22 protein-coding genes are annotated in these 21,956 nt (G+C 68.5%); 12 read left to right on the forward strand and 10 right to left on the reverse strand.

The window, feature by feature from the left end; all coding sequences use genetic code 11:
- Positions 1–16 precede the first annotated feature (16 nt).
- A complete protein-coding gene (locus E4V01_RS10755; RefSeq protein WP_135298329.1) occupies positions 17–415 on the reverse strand; it encodes an MAPEG family protein in 399 nt (132 codons plus the stop codon).
- Between the two features lie 294 nt (positions 416–709).
- On the opposite strand from E4V01_RS10755, the gene E4V01_RS10760 reads away from it, so the two are divergent.
- Positions 710–1,615, forward strand: coding sequence for a ParA family protein (locus E4V01_RS10760; RefSeq protein WP_083530952.1), 906 nt, complete (start codon positions 710–712; stop codon positions 1,613–1,615).
- Entirely contained in the window at positions 1,605–2,129 is a 525-nt protein-coding gene (locus E4V01_RS10765; RefSeq protein ID WP_135298330.1) for a hypothetical protein, read from the forward strand. The genes E4V01_RS10760 and E4V01_RS10765 overlap by 11 nt, the downstream gene beginning before the upstream one ends.
- A gap of 73 nt (positions 2,130–2,202) precedes the next feature.
- On the opposite strand, the gene E4V01_RS26160 is transcribed toward E4V01_RS10765, so the two are convergent.
- The 3 genes from E4V01_RS26160 to groES form a co-directional block, all read right to left on the reverse strand.
- Positions 2,203–2,424: a hypothetical protein gene (locus E4V01_RS26160; protein ID WP_245517505.1), complete on the reverse strand. Its 222-nt coding sequence runs from the start codon at positions 2,422–2,424 to the stop codon at positions 2,203–2,205.
- Between the two features lie 260 nt (positions 2,425–2,684).
- Entirely contained in the window at positions 2,685–4,325 is a 1,641-nt protein-coding gene (gene groL / locus E4V01_RS10775; protein WP_060771999.1) for a chaperonin GroEL, read from the reverse strand.
- Between the two features lie 91 nt (positions 4,326–4,416).
- On the reverse strand, positions 4,417–4,707 hold the full coding sequence (gene groES / locus E4V01_RS10780) for a co-chaperone GroES (RefSeq protein ID WP_060772000.1): 291 nt from the start codon (positions 4,705–4,707) through the stop codon (positions 4,417–4,419).
- A gap of 214 nt (positions 4,708–4,921) precedes the next feature.
- On the opposite strand from groES, the gene E4V01_RS10785 reads away from it, so the two are divergent.
- Complete coding sequence (locus E4V01_RS10785; protein WP_135298332.1) at positions 4,922–5,926, forward strand: magnesium transporter CorA family protein; 1,005 nt, start codon at positions 4,922–4,924, stop codon at positions 5,924–5,926.
- 42 nt (positions 5,927–5,968) lie between these two features.
- Here the strand turns inward: E4V01_RS10785 and E4V01_RS10790 are convergent, their stop codons facing one another.
- Positions 5,969–6,610 carry a MarC family protein gene (locus tag E4V01_RS10790; RefSeq protein ID WP_135298333.1) on the reverse strand — a complete coding sequence of 214 codons (642 nt, stop codon included), beginning with the start codon at positions 6,608–6,610 and terminating at the stop codon, positions 5,969–5,971.
- A 176-nt stretch (positions 6,611–6,786) separates the two neighbouring features.
- Between E4V01_RS10790 and E4V01_RS10795 the strand changes: the two genes are divergently transcribed.
- Both E4V01_RS10795 and glcE read left to right on the forward strand, forming a co-directional pair.
- Positions 6,787–8,247 (forward strand): lipopolysaccharide biosynthesis protein, encoded by a 1,461-nt coding sequence (locus tag E4V01_RS10795; RefSeq protein WP_135298334.1) that lies wholly within the window; start codon positions 6,787–6,789, stop codon positions 8,245–8,247.
- Positions 8,248–8,347: 100 nt separating this feature from the next.
- Positions 8,348–9,538: a glycolate oxidase subunit GlcE gene (gene glcE, locus E4V01_RS10800; protein WP_135298335.1), complete on the forward strand. Its 1,191-nt coding sequence runs from the start codon at positions 8,348–8,350 to the stop codon at positions 9,536–9,538.
- 12 nt (positions 9,539–9,550) lie between these two features.
- On the opposite strand, the gene E4V01_RS10805 is transcribed toward glcE, so the two are convergent.
- The gene (locus E4V01_RS10805; RefSeq protein ID WP_135298336.1) at positions 9,551–11,191 is read right to left on the reverse strand and encodes an inorganic phosphate transporter; all 1,641 of its coding nucleotides are present in this window, start codon (positions 11,189–11,191) and stop codon (positions 9,551–9,553) included.
- Between the two features lie 327 nt (positions 11,192–11,518).
- On the opposite strand from E4V01_RS10805, the gene E4V01_RS10810 reads away from it, so the two are divergent.
- The 4 genes from E4V01_RS10810 (at position 11,519) to glpD (ending at position 13,835) form a co-directional block, all read left to right on the forward strand.
- The gene (locus E4V01_RS10810; RefSeq protein ID WP_003600907.1) at positions 11,519–11,728 is read left to right on the forward strand and encodes a hypothetical protein; all 210 of its coding nucleotides are present in this window, start codon (positions 11,519–11,521) and stop codon (positions 11,726–11,728) included.
- 99 nt (positions 11,729–11,827) lie between these two features.
- Entirely contained in the window at positions 11,828–12,013 is a 186-nt protein-coding gene (locus E4V01_RS10815; protein WP_015824797.1) for a hypothetical protein, read from the forward strand.
- An 8-nt stretch (positions 12,014–12,021) separates the two neighbouring features.
- Complete coding sequence (locus E4V01_RS10820; protein ID WP_135298337.1) at positions 12,022–12,324, forward strand: hypothetical protein; 303 nt, start codon at positions 12,022–12,024, stop codon at positions 12,322–12,324.
- Positions 12,321–13,835 carry a glycerol-3-phosphate dehydrogenase gene (gene glpD / locus E4V01_RS10825; RefSeq protein ID WP_135298338.1) on the forward strand — a complete coding sequence of 505 codons (1,515 nt, stop codon included), beginning with the start codon at positions 12,321–12,323 and terminating at the stop codon, positions 13,833–13,835. The genes E4V01_RS10820 and glpD overlap by 4 nt, the downstream gene beginning before the upstream one ends.
- Here the strand turns inward: glpD and E4V01_RS10830 are convergent.
- The 3 genes from E4V01_RS10830 to E4V01_RS10840 all read right to left on the reverse strand — a co-directional run bounded on the left by E4V01_RS10830 (position 13,823) and on the right by E4V01_RS10840 (position 18,234).
- Positions 13,823–15,256 (reverse strand): mannose-1-phosphate guanylyltransferase/mannose-6-phosphate isomerase, encoded by a 1,434-nt coding sequence (locus tag E4V01_RS10830; RefSeq protein ID WP_135298339.1) that lies wholly within the window; start codon positions 15,254–15,256, stop codon positions 13,823–13,825. The genes glpD and E4V01_RS10830 overlap by 13 nt on opposite strands.
- Before the next feature lie 206 nt (positions 15,257–15,462).
- Positions 15,463–17,628: a methylmalonyl-CoA mutase gene (gene scpA, locus E4V01_RS10835; RefSeq protein WP_135298340.1), complete on the reverse strand. Its 2,166-nt coding sequence runs from the start codon at positions 17,626–17,628 to the stop codon at positions 15,463–15,465.
- A 105-nt stretch (positions 17,629–17,733) separates the two neighbouring features.
- Positions 17,734–18,234 carry a hypothetical protein gene (locus E4V01_RS10840; RefSeq protein ID WP_135298341.1) on the reverse strand — a complete coding sequence of 167 codons (501 nt, stop codon included), beginning with the start codon at positions 18,232–18,234 and terminating at the stop codon, positions 17,734–17,736.
- A 115-nt stretch (positions 18,235–18,349) separates the two neighbouring features.
- Between E4V01_RS10840 and E4V01_RS10845 the strand changes: the two genes are divergently transcribed.
- Positions 18,350–19,279 carry a DUF817 domain-containing protein gene (locus E4V01_RS10845; RefSeq protein WP_135298342.1) on the forward strand — a complete coding sequence of 310 codons (930 nt, stop codon included), beginning with the start codon at positions 18,350–18,352 and terminating at the stop codon, positions 19,277–19,279.
- A gap of 8 nt (positions 19,280–19,287) precedes the next feature.
- On the opposite strand, the gene E4V01_RS10850 is transcribed toward E4V01_RS10845, so the two are convergent.
- A complete protein-coding gene (locus tag E4V01_RS10850; RefSeq protein ID WP_003600916.1) occupies positions 19,288–19,503 on the reverse strand; it encodes a hypothetical protein in 216 nt (71 codons plus the stop codon).
- A 509-nt stretch (positions 19,504–20,012) separates the two neighbouring features.
- Between E4V01_RS10850 and E4V01_RS10855 the strand changes: the two genes are divergently transcribed.
- A complete protein-coding gene (locus tag E4V01_RS10855) occupies positions 20,013–21,167 on the forward strand; it encodes a S1C family serine protease (RefSeq protein WP_135298343.1) in 1,155 nt (384 codons plus the stop codon).
- 69 nt (positions 21,168–21,236) lie between these two features.
- Complete coding sequence (locus E4V01_RS10860; RefSeq protein WP_135298344.1) at positions 21,237–21,932, forward strand: DnaJ domain-containing protein; 696 nt, start codon at positions 21,237–21,239, stop codon at positions 21,930–21,932.
- Positions 21,933–21,956 lie beyond the last annotated feature (24 nt).

Below are 21,956 nucleotides of genomic sequence, written 5' to 3' on the forward strand. Positions count from 1 at the left end.
CGGGTGAACCCGACGGTCAGCCGACCCGCAGCAGCAGCAGGATCGCCGCGATCGTCATGATCGCCAGCGTCGCGAGAATGCCGCCGCCCCGGCAGGCGAACTGGCGCGGCGAGTTCGTGGGGGCGAACATTCCGATCGGATGCAGGATGCGCGCGATCACCAGCACGATCAGCAGGCCCTGAACCCAGCCATGGGAGCCGCCACTCCCCTCGTAGAGCGCGATCAGCAGCAGGGTCAGCGGCACATATTCCTGGAAGTTGCCGTGCGAGCGGATGCGCCGCTGGAGCGCGTCCTGCCCGCCATCGCCGAACAGGACGCTGCCGGTGAGCCGGCCAGCGATCACCCATCCGGTCAGTCCGGCATAGATCAGGCCCAGAATCGCGGCGTAGAAGGCCGTGGTGGTCGGAAAAATCACAGGGACAACCCTTGGATCGGAGGGGCGACCCGCCGTGTGGCGGATGTCGTTGGCCCTTCGCAAGATAGGATTGTCGGCGCCGTGTTCCGCCCATACGGGCGATCACGAAGGCGTATCCCCGACGCGACGGTCGCCGACGGGCCCCCACGCCGCTCGGCGCGGCGGGCGATGGGATACATTAAGCATTCTACCGAAAAGTGTCGTCGGCCTGTGGCGGAAGGCGATGCGCTAGGATGGCGTGATGCGGCTCGGCCCGGCGGCGGAGCGTTGCTGGCGAGAGGGCCGCTCAGGAGGATGTCGGTGGGCGGCAAGCTGATCGCGGTGGCGAACATGAAGGGCGGGGTCGGCAAGACCACCACCGTGGTCATGCTCGCCGAGGCGCTGGCCGCCGACGGGGCGCGGGTGCTCGTGGTCGATCTCGATCCGCAGGCGAGCGTATCGGTCTGCCTCGCGGGCGATGCGCTGCTCGGCGAGATGATCGTCCACGGGCGCACGCTGGAGGCCTATCTCGCCCTCAAGCTCATCACCCGCCACAAGCCGAATCTCTCCGCCCGTATCCAGCCCGGTGTGAGCCTGACCATCCACAAGAACGCGCCGCTCGCGCTCTCGCTGCTGCCGTCCGGCCCGCATCTGCGGCTCGTGGAGCGGGAGATTCTTTACGAACTGACGGAGCGGAAATTCTCGATGCACGCCATCGACGAGAAGCTGTGGAAGGTCTTTCACGACGACTTCGTGCCGCTGGCGGCGAACTACGACTACGTCTTCTTCGATTGCGCGCCGGGTATCTCGCCGATCACCGAGGTGGCGGTGCGCGCGGCCGACCTCGTCCTCGTCACCTCGATACCGGACTTTCTCTCGACCTACGGGCTCAACGCCTTCGTCGAGACGGTCTGGCGGCGCACCAGCCGGCAGGCGAGCCATATCGCCCCGAAGAGCGCACCCTACGTCCTCGTCACCCGCTTCCAGGCCCAGGTGCGCCAGCATCAGCGAACCCTGGCGCGGCTCCAGGCGGAGGCGCGGGCCGAGGATGCCGGCTTCCGTTTGCTCGAAACCCGCATTCCTCAGGCGGCGGCGCTCGCCGACGCGCTGGTCCCGGCCGACGGGGCGCCCCCGACTTTCACCGCCAAGTATGGCGCCCATGTCCCCAACGTGCTGATCCCGCTGGTCGCGGAAGTGAAGGAAATCCTCCATGGCCCTTGATGTCGATGGCTATGCCGTGTTGCAGGCGATGGCCTCTGCGCCGGAAGCGTTTCCCGACATCCGCACCGAGATTCCCAAAGCCGCCCGTGCCCTCGTCGTGAAGCAGCTCAAGGCCCGGTCCTTGCGCGCGGCATCGCTGCGCCTGATCCGCGAGGTGCTGGGCAGCGAGACCCTTGCCCTGATCGCCGATGGGATGTCCGAGGCCGACGTGAAGGGGGTGGTGTCCCGCCTCGATCCGCATCACCCCTCGCTGAAGACCGCGACGCCGGGCTGGCACCGCCACCGCCTCAGCGCTCTGGCCGCCGGCGACGCGCCGTTCCGCAAGGGCGAGACCCGTGCCGAAGGCAGTCCGGCGAAGCCGCGTGCGGGCGAGACGCCCCCGGAGCGCGCCCTTGCCAGCCGTCCCTTCTCCGCAGTGTGGGACGGCAAGGACCACGATGCGCCGCCCGTGAAGGAAAGCCGGGAGAAGAAGGACAAGGAGAAGGAGCGAAAAGGAAAAAAGAAGAAGGGCTGAAGCCCTTCCGTCCAAGCGTTGTTGTGACGCGCATTCTTTCAACGATCCGGTGATAACTTCGTCGGAATACGCTCTAAGCTTCCGGAAACAGCACCGCGTAACGCGTTTCGAGGGCGGCGAGCCGGCCCTGCCCTTCCAGGACCGCGACCCGGTGGCGCCGCGTGACGTCGAGCAGCCCGTCGGCCATCTCGGCCTCGCCGCAGAGCCGGGCACGATCCGAGATCTGGGAGATCTGATCGGCCATCAGGCTATCGATCCGTATTCCTTCGGTCAGCACCTGCATCAGACGCAGCATCGTCTCACGGGCGTGGATCGAAGGCGTCGATGGGTCAGGTATACGATCCGTCACGGTACTCGCAAAGGTCAGGCCGACAACGCTCCGACGCTGCCCGAGGCTCGGCACCTCCGGCCACTGCATAGGATAAACCCTGCCCGCTTTCCCGGGGAAACGTCCGTGCAGCGTCACTTCATCAGGGGCGGTCCGCGAGCTCCACCGACGAAAAAGGGGCCGCCTTTCGGCGACCCCTCTTCCGTTCTTCGACCGGGTGCGTGGACTTAGAAGTCCATGCCGCCCATGCCGCCGCCGCCCGGCATCGCCGGGGCGCCGCTGTCCTTCTTCGGCGCGTCGGCGACCATGGCTTCCGTGGTCACCAGCAGGCCGGCGACCGAGGCCGCGTCCTGAAGGGCGGTGCGCACGACCTTGGCCGGGTCGACGATACCGGCCTGGATCATGTCGACATACTCTTCGGTCTGCGCGTTGAAGCCGAAGGTCTCGCCGCCGTTGTCGGTGATCTTGCCGACGACGATGGAGCCCTCGACGCCCGCGTTGCTGGCGATCTGACGGATCGGGGCTTCGAGCGCCTTGAGGACGATCTTGATGCCGGCCTGGACATCCGGGATGTCGGACTTCAGCTGGGCGACCGCCTTCTTGGCGAGCAGCAGTGCGACGCCGCCGCCGGGGACGATGCCCTCTTCCACCGCGGCGCGGGTGGCGTTGAGCGCGTCGTCCACGCGGTCCTTCTTCTCCTTGACCTCGACCTCGGTCGCGCCGCCGACGCGGATCACCGCGACGCCGCCCGCGAGCTTGGCCAGACGCTCCTGGAGCTTCTCGCGGTCGTAGTCCGAGGTGGTCTCCTCGATCTGCGCCTTGATCTGGCCGACGCGGGCCTCGATGTCGGCCTTCTCGCCGAGACCGTCGATGATCGTGGTGGTCTCCTTCTCGATGCGGACGCGCTTGGCGCGGCCGAGCATCGGCAGGGCGACGTTCTCGAGCTTGATGCCGAGATCCTCGGAGATGGTCTGGCCCTTGGTGAGGATCGCGATGTCCTCGAGCATCGCCTTGCGGCGATCGCCGAAGCCCGGAGCCTTCACGGCCGCGACCTTCAGGCCGCCGCGCAGCTTGTTCACGACGAGGGTGGCGAGCGCCTCGCCCTCGATGTCCTCGGCGATGATGACGAGCGGCTTGCCGGTCTGCACCACGGCCTCGAGCACCGGCAGCATCGGCTGCAGCGAGGAGAGCTTCTTCTCGTGGATGAGGATGTAGGGATCCTCGAGTTCGGCGACCATCTTCTCGGCGTTGGTCACGAAGTACGGCGAGAGGTAGCCGCGGTCGAACTGCATGCCCTCGACGACGTCGAGCTCGGTCTCGGCGGTCTTGGCCTCCTCGACGGTGATGACGCCCTCGTTGCCCACCTTCTGCATGGCGTGGGCGATCATCTCGCCGATCTCCTTGTCGCCATTGGCGGAGATCGTGCCGACCTGGGCGACCTCTTCGGAGGAGGCGACCTTCTTGGCGCGGGCGGTGATGTCCTTCACCGCGGCGGCCGTGGCGAGGTCGATGCCGCGCTTCAGGTCCATCGGGTTGATGCCGGCGGCCACGTACTTGGCGCCCTCGCGGACGATGGCCTGGGCCAGCACGGTCGCGGTGGTGGTGCCGTCACCGGCGATGTCGTTGGTCTTCGAGGCCACTTCGCGCACCATCTGTGCGCCCATGTTCTCGAAGCGGTCGGCGAGCTCGATCTCCTTGGCGACGGTGACGCCGTCCTTGGTGATGCGCGGCGCGCCGAAGCTCTTCTCGATCACGACGTTGCGGCCCTTCGGGCCCAGCGTCACCTTGACGGCATCCGCGAGGATGTCGACGCCGCGCAGCATCTTGTCGCGAGCATCGGCGGAGAAACGTACGTCTTTCGCTGCCATGTGAGTTTACCTCGAATGATGGAAGGGGCCCTGAAGCCGGCCGAGGGCGGAGCCCTGGCGGCCTCGAAGGGCGGTGGAGGGATTTCGCGCCTTAGAGGGCGACGACACCCATGATGTCGGATTCCTTCATGATGAGGAGATCCTGGCCGTCGATCTTGACCTCGGTGCCGGACCACTTGCCGAACAGCACGCGGTCACCGACCTTCACGTCGAGGGCGTTGATGCGGCCCTGCTCGTCACGAGCGCCGGGGCCGACGGCGACGATCTCGCCCTCTTGCGGCTTCTCCTTGGCGGTATCCGGGATGATGATGCCGCCTTTCGTCTTCTCTTCGCTCTCGATGCGACGGACGACGACGCGGTCGTGCAGCGGACGGAACTTCATGAGCTGCCCTCTTGCTTCGGAATGGCGGTTGGTCTTCATGCGGTCGGGACGACCGCGCTCCACCTGATTGTTAGCACTCCAAGCAAGTGAGTGCTAACGACGCTGGCGAGATAGGCGCGCGGCGTTTTCGAGTCAAGGCGCAGCTTCTTCCCGGCTGCGGCGGTTTCGCGCGAATTTCTCGCGCGGCTGGGACGGACGGGGACACATTCTCCCGATGATGAGCCTTCATGGGGCCAACGGCGCGGTCGAGCACGGCGGCGCCGGAGGTGGCGCGAGCCTGCCCGATCACGCGGTCTGGATCGACCTGAACGATCCGACGGCCAAGGAGGCCGCGCAGGTCGAACGCAAGACGGGCATCCGCGTGCCATCGCGCGCGGCGCTGAGCGAGGTCGAGTCGTCGAGCCGCTTGCGCCGCAACCGCGACGGCCTCTCGCTCTCGACGCCGATGGTGACCTTCGACCGCTCCGATTTCAGCCTGAAGCCGCTCGGCTTCCTGCTCACCGCGGACCATCTCGTCACCGTGCGCTTCCACGACATGCGCGCCTTCGCGGCGGTCCGGAAGCGTGTGGACGAGGGTGACGGCGACGGCAGCACCAGCACGGGCATGTTCCTGCTCGTGGTCGAGGAACTGGTCGACAACCTCGCCGACCTTCTGGAGGAGATGTCGAGCGACCTCGATACGCTCTCCACCCGCATCTTCGATTTCGATTCGGGCGCCCGGCCGGGTGCCCGCAAGGGTGACACCACCGCGCCGAAGCGGCGCGACCTCGCGCTCCGCCGCCTGCTCCGTTCGGTCGGGCGCCACGGGAAGTCCCTGTCGAAGGTCCGCGCCAGCCTGCTCGGGCTCGGACGCATCATCGTCTTCGCCAAGAGCGAGTGCGGGCAGACCCTCAAGGAGGGCGACGCGCCGCGCTTCGACACGCTGGCGCAGGACATCGCCTCGCTGGACGAGTTCGAGACGCGACTCTCCGAAACCGTCCAGTTCCTGCTCGACGCGACGCTCGGGCTCATCAACATCGAGCAGAACAACGCCTTCCGGGTTCTCACCGTCGTGTCCGTGGTCGGCGTGCCGCCGACCCTGGTGGCCTCGCTCTACGGCATGAACTTCAAGCACATGCCCGAACTCGATTGGGCCTACGGCTACCCTTACGGCCTCGCCCTGATCGTGATCTCGGCGATCGTGCCGCTGCTCTATTTCAAGGCGAGGGGCTGGCTGTAACGGTTGCCGAGAGGCGCCGCCGTCGCGGGGGCTCTCCGCGACTCAGTGGCTGAGGCCGGGGAACAGGTTCCGCAGGCTCGTCACGATCATCTCCATCGCAACCGCGGCCAGGATCATGCCCATCAGACGGCGCGTGATCGAGGTGGCCGTCGCGGACAGGTGGCGGCCCAGCCAGGGGGCGGAGATCAGCGCGACCGTCAGAAGCGTGAGAAAGGCGCCGACACCGAGCGCGAGTTCCGGCCATTTGGCCTGCGCCTTGGCGGTGTGGCCGAACACGATGAGCGTCGCGATCGTCCCCGGACCGACGAGCAGGGGGATGGTCAGCGGGTAGATGGCGACGCTTTCCGCCTCGACCCGATCTTCCTTTTCCTTGGGGCTGCGGCCGTGCGTCTGGTTCGATGAGCCCTGCAGCATGGAGAGCGCGATCATCAGAACGATGAGCCCGCCCGCGAGACGGAAGTCGTCGACGCTGAGTCCGAAGGCATCCAGGACGGCCTGCCCGGCCACGATCGAGACGAGGCAGCCGATCGTGGTCCCGACAGCGGCCGTGACGGCAACGCGCCGCCGCACGGCGTCGGAAGCGCCATCGGTCAGGGAGAGGAACACCGGCACATTCGCGATCGGGTTCATGATGGCGAACAGCGCGGCGAAGACCTTCGTGGCGAAGGACAGATCGACAGACATCGCGCACCCCGGTTTCAAGCTCCAGCTCCATAGCACGGCTCTGGCTTCGGCCCGGCGCCGGGCCCGCAGGCCGCGATGGGTCGTCACGCCGTCGCCCCACAATTCAGGCTTTGTTGGCGGCTAGCTGCGAGTCTTGTCCTCAGGCTCCAGGCTGAGCGAGCAGCGCACCCCGTCCCATGGCCGTCATCGCCGCCTTCGTCCTCAATGCCGGGCTGAACTTCATCCTCGGCATCGCCATCGCCCGAATGCTGGGGCCGGCCGATTTCGGCCGGTTCGCCCTGGCGACGGCCGGTGCGGTCGTGCTCAACACGATCCTGTTCGAGTGGCTGCGGCTCTCCGCGACGCGGTTCTACTCGGCGCGGGTGCGCGAGGCCGAGCCCTGGATCCGCCAGGGTCTCGACCGGGCTTACTGGGTCGTCGCGCTGGCGCTGTTTGCCACCGCCGCCCTCTGCGCCGGGCTCGGGATCGCCGTCAATCCGACCCCCGAGGGACGTCTGGTCATGACCGCCGGCACGATGGTCGCGGCGATCGGCATCGGGTTGTTCGACTATCACGCGGCGCTCGCCCGCGCCCGCTTCATCGGCAGCGCCTATCTCCGGCTCGTGGTGTGGAAGAACGTCCTGGCCTTCGTGCTGATGGCCGGCACGGCATGGCTGTTTCCGCAGCCGGTCTGGGTGCTGATCGCGGGGGGCTTGAGCCAGTTCCTGGCGGTGCTGCCGATGCGCAAGATCCTGGGCGACGGGCTCTTGGGGCACCCGCCCGCCATCACGCCTGACCGGGCGCGAAAAACCTTGCGGCTGTTCGCGGCCTACGGTTTGCCCTTGATCGCGGCCAACGCCGTCTATCAGATCATGCCCTTCCTCAACCGCGCCGCCATCGCCGGCACCGCCGGCTTTGCCGAGGCCGGCTATTTCGCGCTCGCCGCCGATCTCGGCTCGCGGGCCTTCTCGACGCTTGGGGCTGCGCTCGACCTGCTGCTGTTCCAGATCGCCGTGCAGGCCGAGGAGCATCATGGCCGCGAGGCCGCCGAGACCCAGGTCGCGCGCAACATCGCCATCGTGGTGGCGCTGCTCCTGCCCTGCGCCGCCGGCTATTGGGCCGTGACGCCGGCACTCCAGGCACTGATCGTGCCGGAGGAGTTTCGCGGGCCGTTCGCGGACTACACCGACCTGCTGATCCCGGGCCTGTTCTGCCTCTCGATCATGAACTTCGCCCTCAATCCCATCTTCCAGATCCGACGCCGGACGAGTCCGGTGGTCGCCGCCGCGCTCATCGGGCTGGCCGTCAACACCGTCGGCCTCGTCCTGCTGCCGCGGATGATGGGACCGCAGGGCGTCGCCGTCGCGCAGACCTTGGGCCTCGTCGCGGCGGTCGCCGTGCTCGGCCTGCGGGCACTGACGGGGATCGAGCGCCTACGCCTGCCGGGTCGCGACCTGGCCCTCACCGCCGCCGCCTGCCTCGCCATGGTTCTGGCCGTGCTGCCGTTCCGCGGCCTGGAGCCGGCGCTTGCCCTGCCCGCCTGCATCGCGGCCGGAATGCTCGTCTACGGGGCTTTCGTCTGGTTCCTCGACATCGCCGGCCTGCGCAGCGCCGTGCGCCAGCGTTTCCCGAAGCGGCTGCCGGCCGCCGCGCGATAGGCGCGGACCTGGCGCAGACTCGGCTTGCCACCTCAGGCCAAACGGGGTTTGAGTCCGGGAGCTTCTCGAAGCTCCAGAAAAATCCCACGGGACGGAAACGATGACCTCATACGCGCCGGCGAGCGAGCAGGAGGCGGCTGCCATCGTGGCGCAGGCCGCCGGCCGGTCGGAACCGCTGCGTCTCGTCGGCGGCGGCACCAAGGCGGCGCTCGGCCGCCCACCGCAGGATGAGGCGACGCTCGCCGCGACGGGGCTCACCGGCATCACGCTCTACGAGCCGGCCGAGATGGTTGTCGCCGCGCGTGCCGGCACGCCGCTCGCCGAAGTCGAAGCACTGCTGGCCGGGCGCGGGCAGATGCTGCCGTTCGAGCCGATGGATCACCGCCCTCTCCTCGGCTCCAGCGGCGAGCTGACCTTCGGCGCGGTGGCGGCGGCCAACAATTCCGGCCCCCGCCGCATCAATGCGGGCGCAGCCCGCGACAGCCTGATCGGCGTGCGCTTCGTCAACGGCCGCGGCCAGCCGATCAAGTCCGGCGGGCGGGTGATGAAGAACGTCACCGGCCTCGACCTTGTGAAGCTGATGGCCGGCTCCTGGGGCACGCTCGGCCTGCTGACGGAGGTCACCTTCAAGGTGCTGCCCGTGCAGGAGCAGGTCGCGACCCTCGTGCTGCCGGGCCTTGCCGATGCCGCCGCGGTCGAGGCGCTCGCCACCGCCCTCGGCTCACCGTTCGAGCTGACCGGCGCCGCCCACTGGCCTGCCGGTGTCGGCGGGCCGGAGCCGCGCACGCTGATGCGCGTCGAAGGCTTTGCCAAGTCGGTCGGTTACCGCCTCGGCGAGCTGCGCCGCCTGCTGCGCCGCTACGGCGAGGCCCGGGTCGTCGAGGGCGAGGAGAGCGCTGCGCTCTGGCGTGCCGTGCGCGACGCGACTTCGCTCGCCGAGCCGCGCGAGTCCGCGATCTGGCGCATCTCCGTCGCTCCGACCCGCGGGCCGGCGGTCGCCGCGGCGATCGCGGCCGAGCGCGCGGCGCGCTGGTTCTACGATTGGGGCGGCGGCCTGATCTGGCTCGCCACCGATGCGTCCGACGATGCCGGCGCCGCCGTGATCCGCGCCGCGGTGAAGGCCGCCGGCAGCGGTCACGCGACCCTGGTGCGCGCGCCCGAGACCCTGCGCGCGGCTGTCCCCGTCTTCGAGCCGCTGCCCGAGCCGCTGATGCGCATCAGCGCCGGCATCAAGGCCGCGCATGATCCGGCCGGCATCTTCAACCCCGGCCGGATGTATGCGGGCGTGTGACCGAATGCGGCCTCAGAACACGAAGCGCAGGCCGGCATAGAGCAGCCCGGCCAGGGTGATCGCCGCCGGCAGGGTGAGCAACCACGCGGCGGCGAGGTTGCGCATGGTGGCCCATTGCAGGCCCGAGCCGTTGGCGGCCATGGTGCCGGCGACGCCGCTCGACAGGATGTGGGTGGTCGAGACCGGCAAGCCGTAGGCCTCCGCGAGGCCGATCGTGCCTGCGGCCGTGATCTCGGCGGACGCGCCCTGCGCGTAGGTCAGGTGCTTCTTGCCGATGCGGCTGCCGACCGTGACGACGATGCGCTTCCAGCCCACCATCGTGCCCAGGCCGAGCGCCAGGGCGACCGAGACCTTCACCCAGGTCGGGATGTAGCGGGTGCCATCGTTCAGGCTCGTCTCGTAGGTCTTCAGCACCTCCGCCTCCTCGCCGACGAAGAGGGCCTCCCGCTTCTTCAGGCTGTGGATGGCGTCCGAGGTGAGAAACATGTCGTTGCGCAAGTTCGGCGTCGCCGCCGCCGGAACGTGGCGGATCGCGCCGTACTCCTTCACCTTCGTGGCGATGTCGTCCGAGAGCGCGGCCAGGGCCGCGTAGGTCTCCGGCCGGTCGAGGTCTTTCTTCCCCAACGCCCCGGTGATCTGCGCGCGCCCCTCGGCCGGGCTCGGCATCGGGGCTTGGTCCGCCCGGTTCTGGAACACCGTCCGGGCGCGCTCCGAGACTTGCACGAAATGCGGCGTCGCCGACTCGGACATGGTCCGGTTGAGCGCGTAGGCGGTGGGCGCGGCGCCGATCAGGATCAGCATGATCAGGCCCATCCCCTTCTGCCCGTCATTGCCGCCATGGGCGAAGGAGACGCCACCGCAGGTGAGGATCAGTAGAGCGCGGATCCAGAGCGGGGGCGGCGTGTCGCCCTCCGGCTCTTGGTAGAGGGTGCGGTTGCGGATCACGAACCGCATCGTCAGCAGCAGCAGGGCCGCCATGACGAAGCCGACGAGCGGGCTGAACAGCAGGGCGCGCAGCACGCTCCACGCCTGATCCCACGGGACGCCGGAGGTGTCCGAGCCTTCGGTGGCGAGGAGCTGGTTGGCAAGGCCCACACCGAGGACCGATCCGATCAGCGCGTGCGAGGACGAGTTCGGCAGGCCGAGCGCCCATGTCCCCAGGTTCCACACGATTGCGGCGATGAGCAGCGCGAAGATCATCGCGTAACCGGCAGACGAGCCGGACTTCAGCACCAGTTCCACGGGCAGCAAGGTAACGACGCTGTAGGCGACGGCACCGGTCGAGACGAGGACGCCGAGAAAGTTGAAGACGCCGGAATAGACCACGGCGACGACCGGAGGCAGGCTGTGGGTGTAGATCACCGTCGCGACGGCGTTGGCGGTGTCGTGGAAGCCGTTCACGAACTCGAAGCCGAGGGCGATGAACAGTGCGAGGCCGAGCAGGGCGAAGGCACCGATCGCCAGCGGTGGCTGGCCGGCGGCCTGCATGTCCGTGATCAGGTTGAAGAGCGCGTAGCCGAGCCCTCCCACCAAGACGAGCAGGAAGAGGGCGGTTCCCCCCGGATGCATCTGGCCGTCGAGATCGGGGCCCCGTGGCGCGCGGGCTTCGATCGGTGCCGGACCCCGGTCCTGCAGGCTGAGCGCGTCTGACATTGAACCTCGAAGGAATCGACCCCGGCCCTCGACGATGCCGGGCACCGGGCCATCCGGTCTCGGACCCGGTCGCGGCCGGTGGTGCAGCGGCGCCCGCCCATCGACCGACACAACGTCAGGCTTACAAATGCCGCTCAGTGGGGAGGTTCCGTGAAGTTTCGATGACACGGATCAAAAGCAGATTTGGGCCGCAATCTCTTCCGGTCGTCGACCTCCCTGCCCTTTATCGGCTGATCTTGGACTGATGACGGGCGCTGCGCATGGCGGCATTCACGGTGGCATCAAGCCATGAGACGCCGGGGTTCGGATCATCGTAGAAGTACGTTCATGCTGACGCTCGCGCTCTCGCTCGCTCTCCTCGTCGTGGTGATCCTCATCATCGTCCGGCGGCGCCACCTCACCCTTCTCATGGGGTTGGGCAGCCTGATCGCGGCCCTGCTCGCCATGCTCTGGCTGCAGGATCTCGGGCTCCTGCCCGGCTCACAGGGCCCGTTGACTCACACCCGGCCTCTGACGCTGGATGACAGCCACCGATGACGGCGCTGCGGAGGGCGGCCAGGGAACTCTCCCGGCCTTCGCGCGTCTGCCGCGATGAACCGGCCTCCGCTCCGAGGCTCGTCGGATTGGAGACGTCCCTTGCGCAACCTTCTCCTGCTTCTGATCGTGCTCGCAGGCGGCTTCGTGCTGACGGCCATGTATGTCGCGCCGAACCAGCCCGAACTGCGGGGCTGGTACGAAACCAATGCCTGCCCGCATCTCGACCGGATCAGCCCGAAGATCTGCGAGCCGATCCGGGCCGCACGAGGCACGAGCGCGATCTGAGGCCCCGCTTGCGCCGAGCCTTCGACTGGTTCTTCCGCGACCGGCGTAGCGGCGCCGTCGTGATCGGCCAATGGCCGAACCTCCCGCTTTGGATCTTCGCCGCGGCCTCGGCCCTGGAATGGCTGCTCGAGGCGGTGACGCCCGGCCTGCCCGCTCCGGTCTTTGCGGGCCTTCGCATCGTCGCGCTCCTGAGCCTCACCGTCTGGGCGGTCGATGAGATCGTCCGCGGGGTCAATCCGTGGCGCCGCTGCCTCGGGGCCATCGTGCTGATCGGGATCGTCGTGAGCGTCAGCGGTCTGGGCCGCCTGTGAGCGACCCGTTCGACCTCCTCGTCATCGGCGGCGGCATCAACGGCGCCGGGATCGCCCGTGATGCCGCCGGCCGGGGCTTGCGCGTCCTGTTGTGCGAGCGGGGCGATCTGGCCGAACACACTTCGTCGGCCTCGACAAAACTGATCCATGGCGGCCTGCGCTACCTCGAACAGTACGAGTTCCGGCTGGTGCGCGAGGCACTGGCCGAGCGCGAGCGGCTGATGCGATTGGCACCCCACATCGTCTGGCCCTTGCGCTTCGTCCTGCCCTACGATGCGGGGCTTCGGCCGGCGTGGATGCTGCGGCTCGGGCTCTTCCTCTACGATCACCTCACCCGCCTCAAGACGCTGCCGGGTTCGACATCGTTGCGCCTCGATCGCGACGCGGCCGGCGCGCCGCTCCAGAAACGGCTGACGCGGGGCTTCGCCTATTCCGATTGCTGGGTCGAGGACAGCCGCCTCGTCGTGCTGAACGCGCTCGACGCCGCCGAGCACGGTGCGCAGATCCGCACCCGGACCGCCGTCGAATCCGCCCGTCGCGATGACGGTGCCTGGACCGTCACCCTCTACGATTCCGACAAGCGGCGGCGGGAGAGCGTGCGGGCGCGGGTCGTCGTCAACGCCGCCGGACCGTGGGTCGGCGAGACCCTGCTGCGGACGCTCTCCATCGAAGCCCGGCCGAAGGTGCGCCTCGTCAAGGGGAGCCACATCGTCGTCCGGCGGCTCTATGAGGGCGATCAGGCCTACATCCTGCAGCAGCCCGACCGGCGCATCGTCTTCGCTATCCCCTACGAGCGCGACTTCACCCTGATCGGCACCACCGATGTGGCGCATGAGGGCGGCCCTGGCCCGGTCGCCATCTCGGCCGAGGAGACACGCTACCTCTGCGCCTGCATCAACCGCTCGTTCGAACGGCAGATCGGCCCGGACGACGTGGTCTGGAGCTTTTCGGGGCTCAGGCCCCTCTACGACGACGCCGCAGCGAATGCCTCGGCGGTCACCCGCGATTACGTGCTCGAACTCGATACGGACGGTCCTCCGGTCCTCTCGGTGTTCGGAGGCAAGATCACGACCTATCGCCGGCTCGCCGAGCACGCCCTCGACCGGCTGGGGCCGCACCTGCCCGGCCTGAAGCCGGCCTGGACCGGGACCGCCCCCCTGCCCGGCGGTGACATCGACGGCGCGGATTTCGAGAGGTTCCTGGCAAGACTGGTCGCCGAGCGTCCCTTCCTCCCGGAAGCGACCGCCCGCCGGCTCGCACGCGCCTACGGCACCCGCTTGGATCATCTGCTCGGCGATGCGCGGGCGCTGTCCGACCTCGGCGAGACCTTCGGCGGCGATCTCAGCGTGCGCGAGGTCGATTACCTCGTGCGGCACGAATGGGCGCTCACCCCCGACGACATCCTGTGGCGGCGCTCGAAGCTCGGGCTCAGGATCGGCCGGGCCGACGTCGCGCGGCTCGGGCGCATTCTCGCCGCCCGGTCGGCCGATCCCGGCGCTCAGCGCCCGTAAACGTCCTCGACGCGGATGATGTCGTCCTCTCCCGTATAGGAGCCGACCTGTACCTCGATCAGTTCGAGCGGGATCTTTCCGGGATTGGTCAGCCGGTGCATCGAGCCGATCGGCAGGTAGACCGCCTCGTTCTCATGCACGAGCACGATCGAATCGTTCAGCGTCACCTCGGCCGTGCCCTTCACCACCACCCAGTGTTCGGCCCGGTGGAAATGCTTCTGCAGCGAGAGCCGCCCGCCCGGCGTCACCATGATCCGCTTCACCTGGAAGCGCTCGCCGATATCGATACGCTGATACCAGCCCCAGGGGCGGTACATCCGGCGGTGGGCATCCGCCTCCGGATGCGCCTTCTCGCGCAGCACGGTGACGAGATCCTTGACCTTGCCCGATTTCGCCTTTGCTGCGACCAGCACCGCGTCGGGGGTCGCGACCACCACGACGTCGTCGAGTCCGACCACCGTCGTCAGCCCGTCGCCCTCGCTGTGCACGAGGCTGCCCGTGGTCTCCACCAGTTCGACGCGGCCGCGCACGGCGTTGCCCTGGGCGTCGCGCTCCAGCACCTGCCAAACCGCCTCCCAGGTGCCGACATCGGACCACGCGAAGGAGACCGCGAGCACGCCCGCGCGGGTCGTGCGCTCCATCACGGCGTAGTCGATCGAGGTTTTCGGCGCCCGCGCGAAGGATTCGGCCTGGAGCCGCACGAAATCGAGATCGGTCGCGGCGTGGTCGAGGGCGCCGCGGGCGGCTTCCAGCACTTCCGATGCGTGCGCTTCCAGCTCGGCGATCATCACGTCGGCGCGGAACAGGAAGTAGCCCGAGTTCCACAGGGCGCCCTCCCCGATCAGACGCTCGGCGCCGGCCGCGTCCGGCTTCTCGACGAAGCGCTCGACCCGGTGAAGACCCGGCGCATCGGGAAGCGCGCCGCCGGTGCGGATGTAGCCGTACTCGGTCGCGGGCCGGGTCGGGGTGATGCCCAGCGTCATGATCTGGCCGAGTCGTGCGCCGACGGCGGCCGCCTGCGCGGCTCTCGCGAAAGCGGCGGCGTCCTCGATCACGTGGTCGGCGGCCATCACCAGCACCACCGTCTCCGGCCCGCGCCGCGCGCCGTGGAGCGCGGCCACCGCGACGGCCGCCGCGGAGTCGCGCCGCTCGGGTTCGAGCAGGATGTCGGCGCTGATGCGGCTCTGCGCGAGCTGCTCGGCGACGATGAAGCGGGACTCGGCCGAGGCGATGACCGTCGGCCGGGCGAACACGGCCGCATCGGCGACGCGGCGGACGGTGGCCTGAAAGGTGGAGGTCGCGGGATCGACCAGCGGCGTGAACTGCTTCGGCATGCTCTCGCGCGAGGCCGGCCATAGCCGCGTGCCCGAGCCGCCGCACAGGATCACGGGCAGGATCTTTTCGTGGTCTGCCTCGGCCATTGCCCAGTCCGTCGCGTATCGAGAGGCGCCAGCCGGTTGGACACAGATGCGGGAGCGGCGGGCGCGAAAAGTGACCCTGCCGTCTTAGCCGATCCACCCGCACGCCACCACGATGCAGGCCATGGGGCCTGCGATTCAGGTAAATCCGCGAGAAACCCGGATGAGGAACGGCGGAGGCATGAGCCTCCGCCCGGCCTTTGGAAACGCTACTCGGCCGCCTGCCGCTCGCCGTAGCCCAGGCGAATGTTGAGTTCGCCCAGAAGCTTCACCGCCGCGTCCGCGATCACGGTGCCCGGCGGGAAGATCGCTGAGGCGCCCGCGGCGTAGAGAGCATCGTAGTCGCCCGGCGGGATCACGCCGCCGACCACGATCATCACGTCGTCGCGGCCCTCCTGCTTCAGCGCGGCCTTGAGTTCCGGCACCAGCGTCAGGTGGCCCGCCGCCAGTGAGGAGACGCCGACGATGTGCACGTCGTTCTCCACCGCTTGGCGTGCCGCCTCGTCGGGCGTGGCGAAGAGCGGCCCGATATCCACGTCGAAGCCGAGATCGGCGAACGCCGAGGCGATCACCTTCTGGCCGCGGTCGTGCCCGTCCTGGCCCATCTTGGCGACCAGGATGCGCGGACGGCGCCCGTCATTCTCCTCGAAGGCCTCGACGAGGCCGCGGACCTTCTCCACCACCGGCGACATGCCGCCCACCTCCCGCTTGTAGACGCCCGAGATCGAGCGGATCTCGGCGCGGTGACGGCCCCAGGTCTTCTCCAGCGCTTCCGAGATCTCGCCGACCGTGGCCTTGGCCCGCGCGGCGTTCACCGCCAGTTCGAGCAGGTTGCCCTCGCCATCCGCGGCCTTCGTCAGAGCGGCCAAAGCCGCATCGACGTCGTCCTGGTTGCGCTCGGCGCGCAGGCGCTTGAGCTTGTCGATCTGCTTGGCGCGCACGTCGGCGTTGTCGACGCGCAGCAGGTCGATCTTCATCTCGTCGTCGGGCTTGTACTTGTTGATGCCCACGATGGTCTGGCGCCCGGAATCGATCCGCGCCTGGGCGCGGGCGGCGGCCTCCTCGATGCGCAGCTTCGGGATGCCGGCCTCGATGGCCTTGGCCATGCCGCCGAGCGCCTCGACCTCGCGGATATGCTCCCAGGCCCGCGCGGCGATGTCCCGCGTCAGCCGCTCGACGTAGTAGGAACCGCCCCACGGATCGATGATCCGGGTCGTGCCGCTCTCCTGCTGCAGGAAGAGCTGGGTGTTGCGCGCGATCCGTGCCGAGAAGTCCGTCGGCAGCGCCAGCGCCTCGTCGAGCGCGTTGGTGTGGAGCGACTGGGTGCCGCCCTGCGTCGCCGCCATGGCCTCGATGCAGGTGCGGGTGACGTTGTTGAACACGTCCTGCGCGGTCAGCGACCAGCCGCTCGTCTGCGAGTGGGTGCGCAGCGGCAGCGACTTGTCGGATTTCGGCTCGAACTCCTTGACGAGCTTCGCCCAGATCAGGCGTGCGGCCCGCATCTTGGCGATCTCCATGAAGAAGTTCATCCCGATCGCCCAGAAGAACGACAGGCGCGGGGCGAACTGATCGATGGTGAGGCCCGCTGCGAGGCCGGCCTTGATGTACTCGACGCCGTCGGCGAGCGTGTAGGCGAGCTCCAAATCCTGCGTCGCCCCGGCCTCCTGCATGTGGTAGCCGGAGATCGAGATCGAGTTGAACTTCGGCATGTTCTTCGAGGTGTAGCCGAAGATGTCCGAGATGATCCGCATCGATCCCTTGGGGGGATAGATGTAGGTGTTGCGGACCATGAACTCCTTGAGGATGTCGTTCTGGATCGTGCCGGCGAGCTTTTCGGGCGGCACGCCCTGCTCCTCGGCCGCGACGATGTAGAGCGCGAGAACCGGCAGCACCGCGCCGTTCATCGTCATCGACACCGTCATCTCGTCGAGCGGAATGCCGGAGAACAGCGTGCGCATGTCGTAGATCGAGTCGATCGCGACGCCCGCCATGCCGACATCGCCCGAGACGCGCGGATGGTCCGAATCGTAGCCGCGGTGGGTCGCGAGATCGAAGGCGACCGAGAGGCCCTTCTGGCCCGCGGCGAGATTGCGCCGATAGAAGGCGTTCGAATCCTCGGCGGTGGAGAAGCCGGCATATTGCCGGATCGTCCAGGGCTGGGTCACGTACATCGCCGGGTAGGGGCCGCGCAGATAGGGCGGCAGGCCGGGGAACGAGTCGATGCCCTCGCAGCCCTCGCGGTCCTCGGGTCCGTAGAAACCCTTCACCGGAATGCCCTCGGGCGTCATCCACGGCTCCCCGGCCGGCGGGGGCGGCGCCTTGAAGCCGTCGGCCGCATAGGCGACGGAGGCGAAATCGGGGATGCGGGAGCTCATCGTGCGTCGGTTCCTGGCGTCCGTCTCGGCGTCGGCGGAGACGATGATTTTTTTTGAGCATTATAGGCAAGCCACCAAACGCGGCTACTGTCCATAAGGCCGGGCTTACCGTCCTTGCTTGCGCTGGCTTCCTGTCAGGTAACGGCGCCCGCGCGCATCCCAGCGCACGTTCGGCGCCGGCCCCGACGGCGCGGCGAGCCACGCCCTGCGTTGCGCGATCAGCGCCTTGAGCCGTTCGGCCCGCTTTTCCTTGCGTACGCAGTCTGAGGTGCAGCCGGCGTCGAAGCCGTGGGGGCCGCCTTCGCCGGAAAACAGGCTGACCACCGCCAACACGATCCCGACGATGCCGATCACGCCGATCACCAGCGCCGGCCACGCGAAGCCGAGGCCGACGAGGACGGCGATGGCGGCCTTGCCCGCCAGCGTTCCGACCACCTTCACTTTCAGGAGAGCGCCGAAGGTCGCCGCCGCGCCGCCCGATCCGCGTAACGCCCGCAGACTGCGCCTGCGGAAACGCTTGCGCGCGACCAGCGCTTCGAGCCGGCGCAATTCGCGCTCCGTCCGCCGCCGGGCCTGCGCCCGATCCTCCACCGCGTTCGCCCGCACGCCCTCTCCCCGTTGCGCTTGCCGTGCCGAATGTGCGGCGAGGCGAGCGTGACCGTCAAACCGCCGCTTTCTCCGGCTCGGGTCGTGGGAAACGCGAGGCGGACGGTTGGACGGGATGGCGACAGGGCGAAGAGCGCCGAGTGCGGCGCGGATCTGGCCGTTCCTGGCGGGCTTCGTCGTGGCCGAGCGTCGGCTCGGCGAGCGCGCCCAGGCCGCGGGCCGGCTGCCGGCCTTCGCCTACGAATTTCTGAGGTTCGGGGTGAAGCAGGGATGGGCCTGCCTGTTCGGCGGCCTCATCTGCGCGCTGCTCATCGGCACGCACCTGTTCTACCCGTCCGACGCGCCGCTCTCGCGCTACGATTTCCTGACGCTCGCCGCGATCCTGATCCAGGTCGCGCTGCTGGCGCTGGGCATGGAGACCTGGGAGGAGGCCAAGGTCATCGCGCTCTATCACGTCGTCGGGACGGCGATGGAGATCTTCAAGACCGGCGTCGGCTCGTGGATCTACCCGGAGGCGAGCTGGCTGCGCATCATGGGCGTGCCGCTGTTCACCGGCTTCATGTATGCCAGCATCGGCTCTTACATCGCCCGTGTCTGGCGCCTGTTCGACTTCCGCTTCACCCGGCATCCGCCGCTGGTGTTCACGCTCCCGCTGGCGGGGGCGATCTACCTCAACTTCTTCAGCCACCATTACATGGCCGACATGCGGGCGATGCTGTTCATCGCGACCGGCGTGCTGTTCGGCGGCACGGTCGTACACTTCAAGGTCTGGCACGCATACCGGCAGATGCCGCTGCTGCTCGGCTTCGTTCTCGTGTCGCTCTTCATCTGGCTGGCCGAGAACATCGGCACGGCAAGCCGGGTCTGGCTCTACCCGAACCAGGCGGCCGGCTGGTCGCCGGTCTCGGCGGCCAAGCTCGGCTCGTGGTTCCTGCTGATGATCGTGTCCTACGTGCTCGTCACGCTGGTGAGCCGGCCGGAGCCTTGCCCCGAGGCGGCACCTGCGCGGCCCACCGATCCGGCGCAGCCGCGACCCGCACGCTGAAGCCCCGATCAGTTGACGTAGGTGCGGATCCAGTTCGGGGAGAGGATTTCGCCCTCCTCGGTGATGATCCAGGGCTGCTTCGAGGGGTCGCCGAGGGCGCCCTTCGCGGCGAGGAGCGCCTCGCGCAGGGTATCGTAGCGCTCCGGCTGGGCCAGGGGAGACGAGGCCGGCAGGGTGCGCCAGATCGTCAGGTCGGCAGGACGTTCGAGAGCTTCGGTTTCCATCTCTTGCTCTTCCTGTTCGAACCGGTCCCGTTCGCGAAAGGATCGCGGCGACGACTGACGTCGCTGGGCCGGTATGTACAAAGTTCTAGGGCGATCGAAGCATCTCTGGGGCGGCTTTGCGATCAATTCGAGTGCTCGATAGCCAAACGATCACCGTTTCGTCGCAGTTCCTCGCCTGAACCTTGCCTTGGTTTCGCCAAGAATTGGTCCAGACCCGCCCACCGATGCCTTTTCATCAGTAGGACGACACTGCGTGTGAAACAGTATGCAATTGGTTACTCTTCGTAGGGGCATCCCTCGGTGCGGTGCCGCACGGAGCTTCCCTGTGCAGGAAAGCGGGGATTTGTTGACGGGACGCCACACCGGACACAGCTAAGTCTCAATCGCCGGACTCGCGCGCTTGGCAGCGCGACGGACCTGACTTTCAGGAGTTTGGTGGAGAGAACCTGAACGTAGCCCGTACCGCCGACGCGGCGCGGGTCATGGCTGGGCAAGAGCTGAGGTTGTCGGTGCCGGATCGCTTCGTGCGCGTCGCCTTGGGCGTGACGCTGGGCCTGCTGATCGCCTTCGTCGCGCAGCCCTACATCCTCGCCTTTCTCTACTCTGCGGACGCACCCCGCTCGGTGACGGCGCGCGGCGATCTCTCGGCGGCGGAGAAGACCACCGTCGATCTGTTCGCCCGCGCCTCGCCCTCCGTCGTCCACGTCTTCGCCCAGGCCGCGGCGCAGGGGCGCGCGCTGATGGAGCCGGACGATGAGTTCGGCCAAGGACCGGGAGGGGGGGAGCAGCAGGGCTCCGGCACGCAGACCGGCACCGGCTTCGTCTGGGACGCGGCGGGCCACGTCGTCACCAACAACCACGTTGTCGAGGCCGCGACGAAGGGCGGCGGCTCGATCTCCGTGCGGCTCGCCTCCGGCGAAGTGGTCGGCGCGCGGGTCGTCGGTACGGCGCCGAGCTACGATCTTGCCGTGCTCCAGCTCGGCCGCGTGGCCAAGATGCCCCCTCCCCTCGCAGTGGGCACCTCGGCCGACCTCAAGGTCGGCCAGTCGGCTTTCGCCATCGGCAACCCGTTCGGCCTCGATCACACGCTGACGACCGGGGTCATCAGCGCGCTCCAGCGGCGGCTGCCGACGCAGGAGGGCCGGGAGCTGTCGGGCGTCATCCAGACCGATGCGGCGATCAATCCGGGCAATTCCGGTGGGCCCTTGCTCGATTCCGCCGGGCGTCTGATCGGGGTCAACACCGCGATCTTCTCGCCCTCGGGCGCCAGCGCCGGTATCGGCTTTGCCGTGCCGGTCGATGTCGTGAACCGGGTGGTGCCGGATCTCATCAAGAACGGGCGGGTGCGCAATCCCGGCATCGGCATCATCGCCGGCCAGGAGGCGACCGCCGCCCGGCTCGGCATCGACGGCGTCGTGGTGCTGCGGGTGCTGCCCGGGTCGCCGGCGGCGCAGGCCGGTTTGCGCGGCGTCGATCCCCGCACCGGCACGATCGGCGACGTCATCGTCGGCGCCAACGGCCGCCCGGTCCACCGCCTGTCGGACCTGACCGCCGTGGTCGAAGAAGCGGGGCTCGACCGCCCGGTGAATCTCCTGGTGGAGCGCGACGGCCGCGTGCGGACGGTGCGGGTGAAGACCGCGGACGTGGCGCAGACGCGGTTGTAATCCCGCTTCCCGTAGGCGTGCGCCGGATGAGCGCTTTACGCGCGCACCGAACCGGCCGATGACCGCGGAATGCTCATTGCCTTCGGCCTTCTGGCGCTCATCGGATTCTGGTGGCTCGGCCGCCGCAACGGACGCCTGCCCTTCGGCCTGACGCCGCGCCTGCTCGCCGGCTACGCCCTGCTGGCGACGGCCTTCGCGCTGTCGTTGCGCGGCAGCTTCATCCTGGCCCTGCTGCTCGGTGCAGGAGGCGTCTGGCTCTCGGAGGGTGAGGCGGGCGTGATCCGGCGGGTCCGCGCGTGGCGCGGATACCGGGATCCGCGGCAAGTGCGGACGGCCGCGCTCGAACTCGACCTCGGCACCGACGGTGAGCCGATGGACGGGACCGTGCTCGTCGGGCCCTTCGCCGGCCGCCGCCTGTCGGCGGTGCCGTCGGAGGTGCTCATCGAGCTTGCCGCTTTGTTGAATGCCGACGATCCCGAGGGCGCCCGCGGGCTAGAGGCGTATCTCGACCGCCGGCAGCCCGGCTGGCGTGTAGACGCTGATGTCGACGGAGACCCGCGGACGGGCGGCCCGGCGAAGCCAGGGTCTATGACGGAGCAGGAGGCCTATCAGATCCTGGGGCTTGAGCGCGGGGCGTCCCTGGAGGACGTCCGCTCGGCTCATCGCACGCTGATGAAGCGGCTGCATCCCGACCAGGGCGGCAGCGTCGAGCGGGCGGCGCGCGTGAACGCGGCGCGTGACAGACTGGTGAACCGACATCGCTAGAACTCCACGCGCGTTGTCAGGGTC

This window comes from Methylorubrum sp. Q1 (assembly GCF_004683995.1).
Taxonomy (GTDB): domain Bacteria; phylum Pseudomonadota; class Alphaproteobacteria; order Rhizobiales; family Beijerinckiaceae; genus Methylobacterium.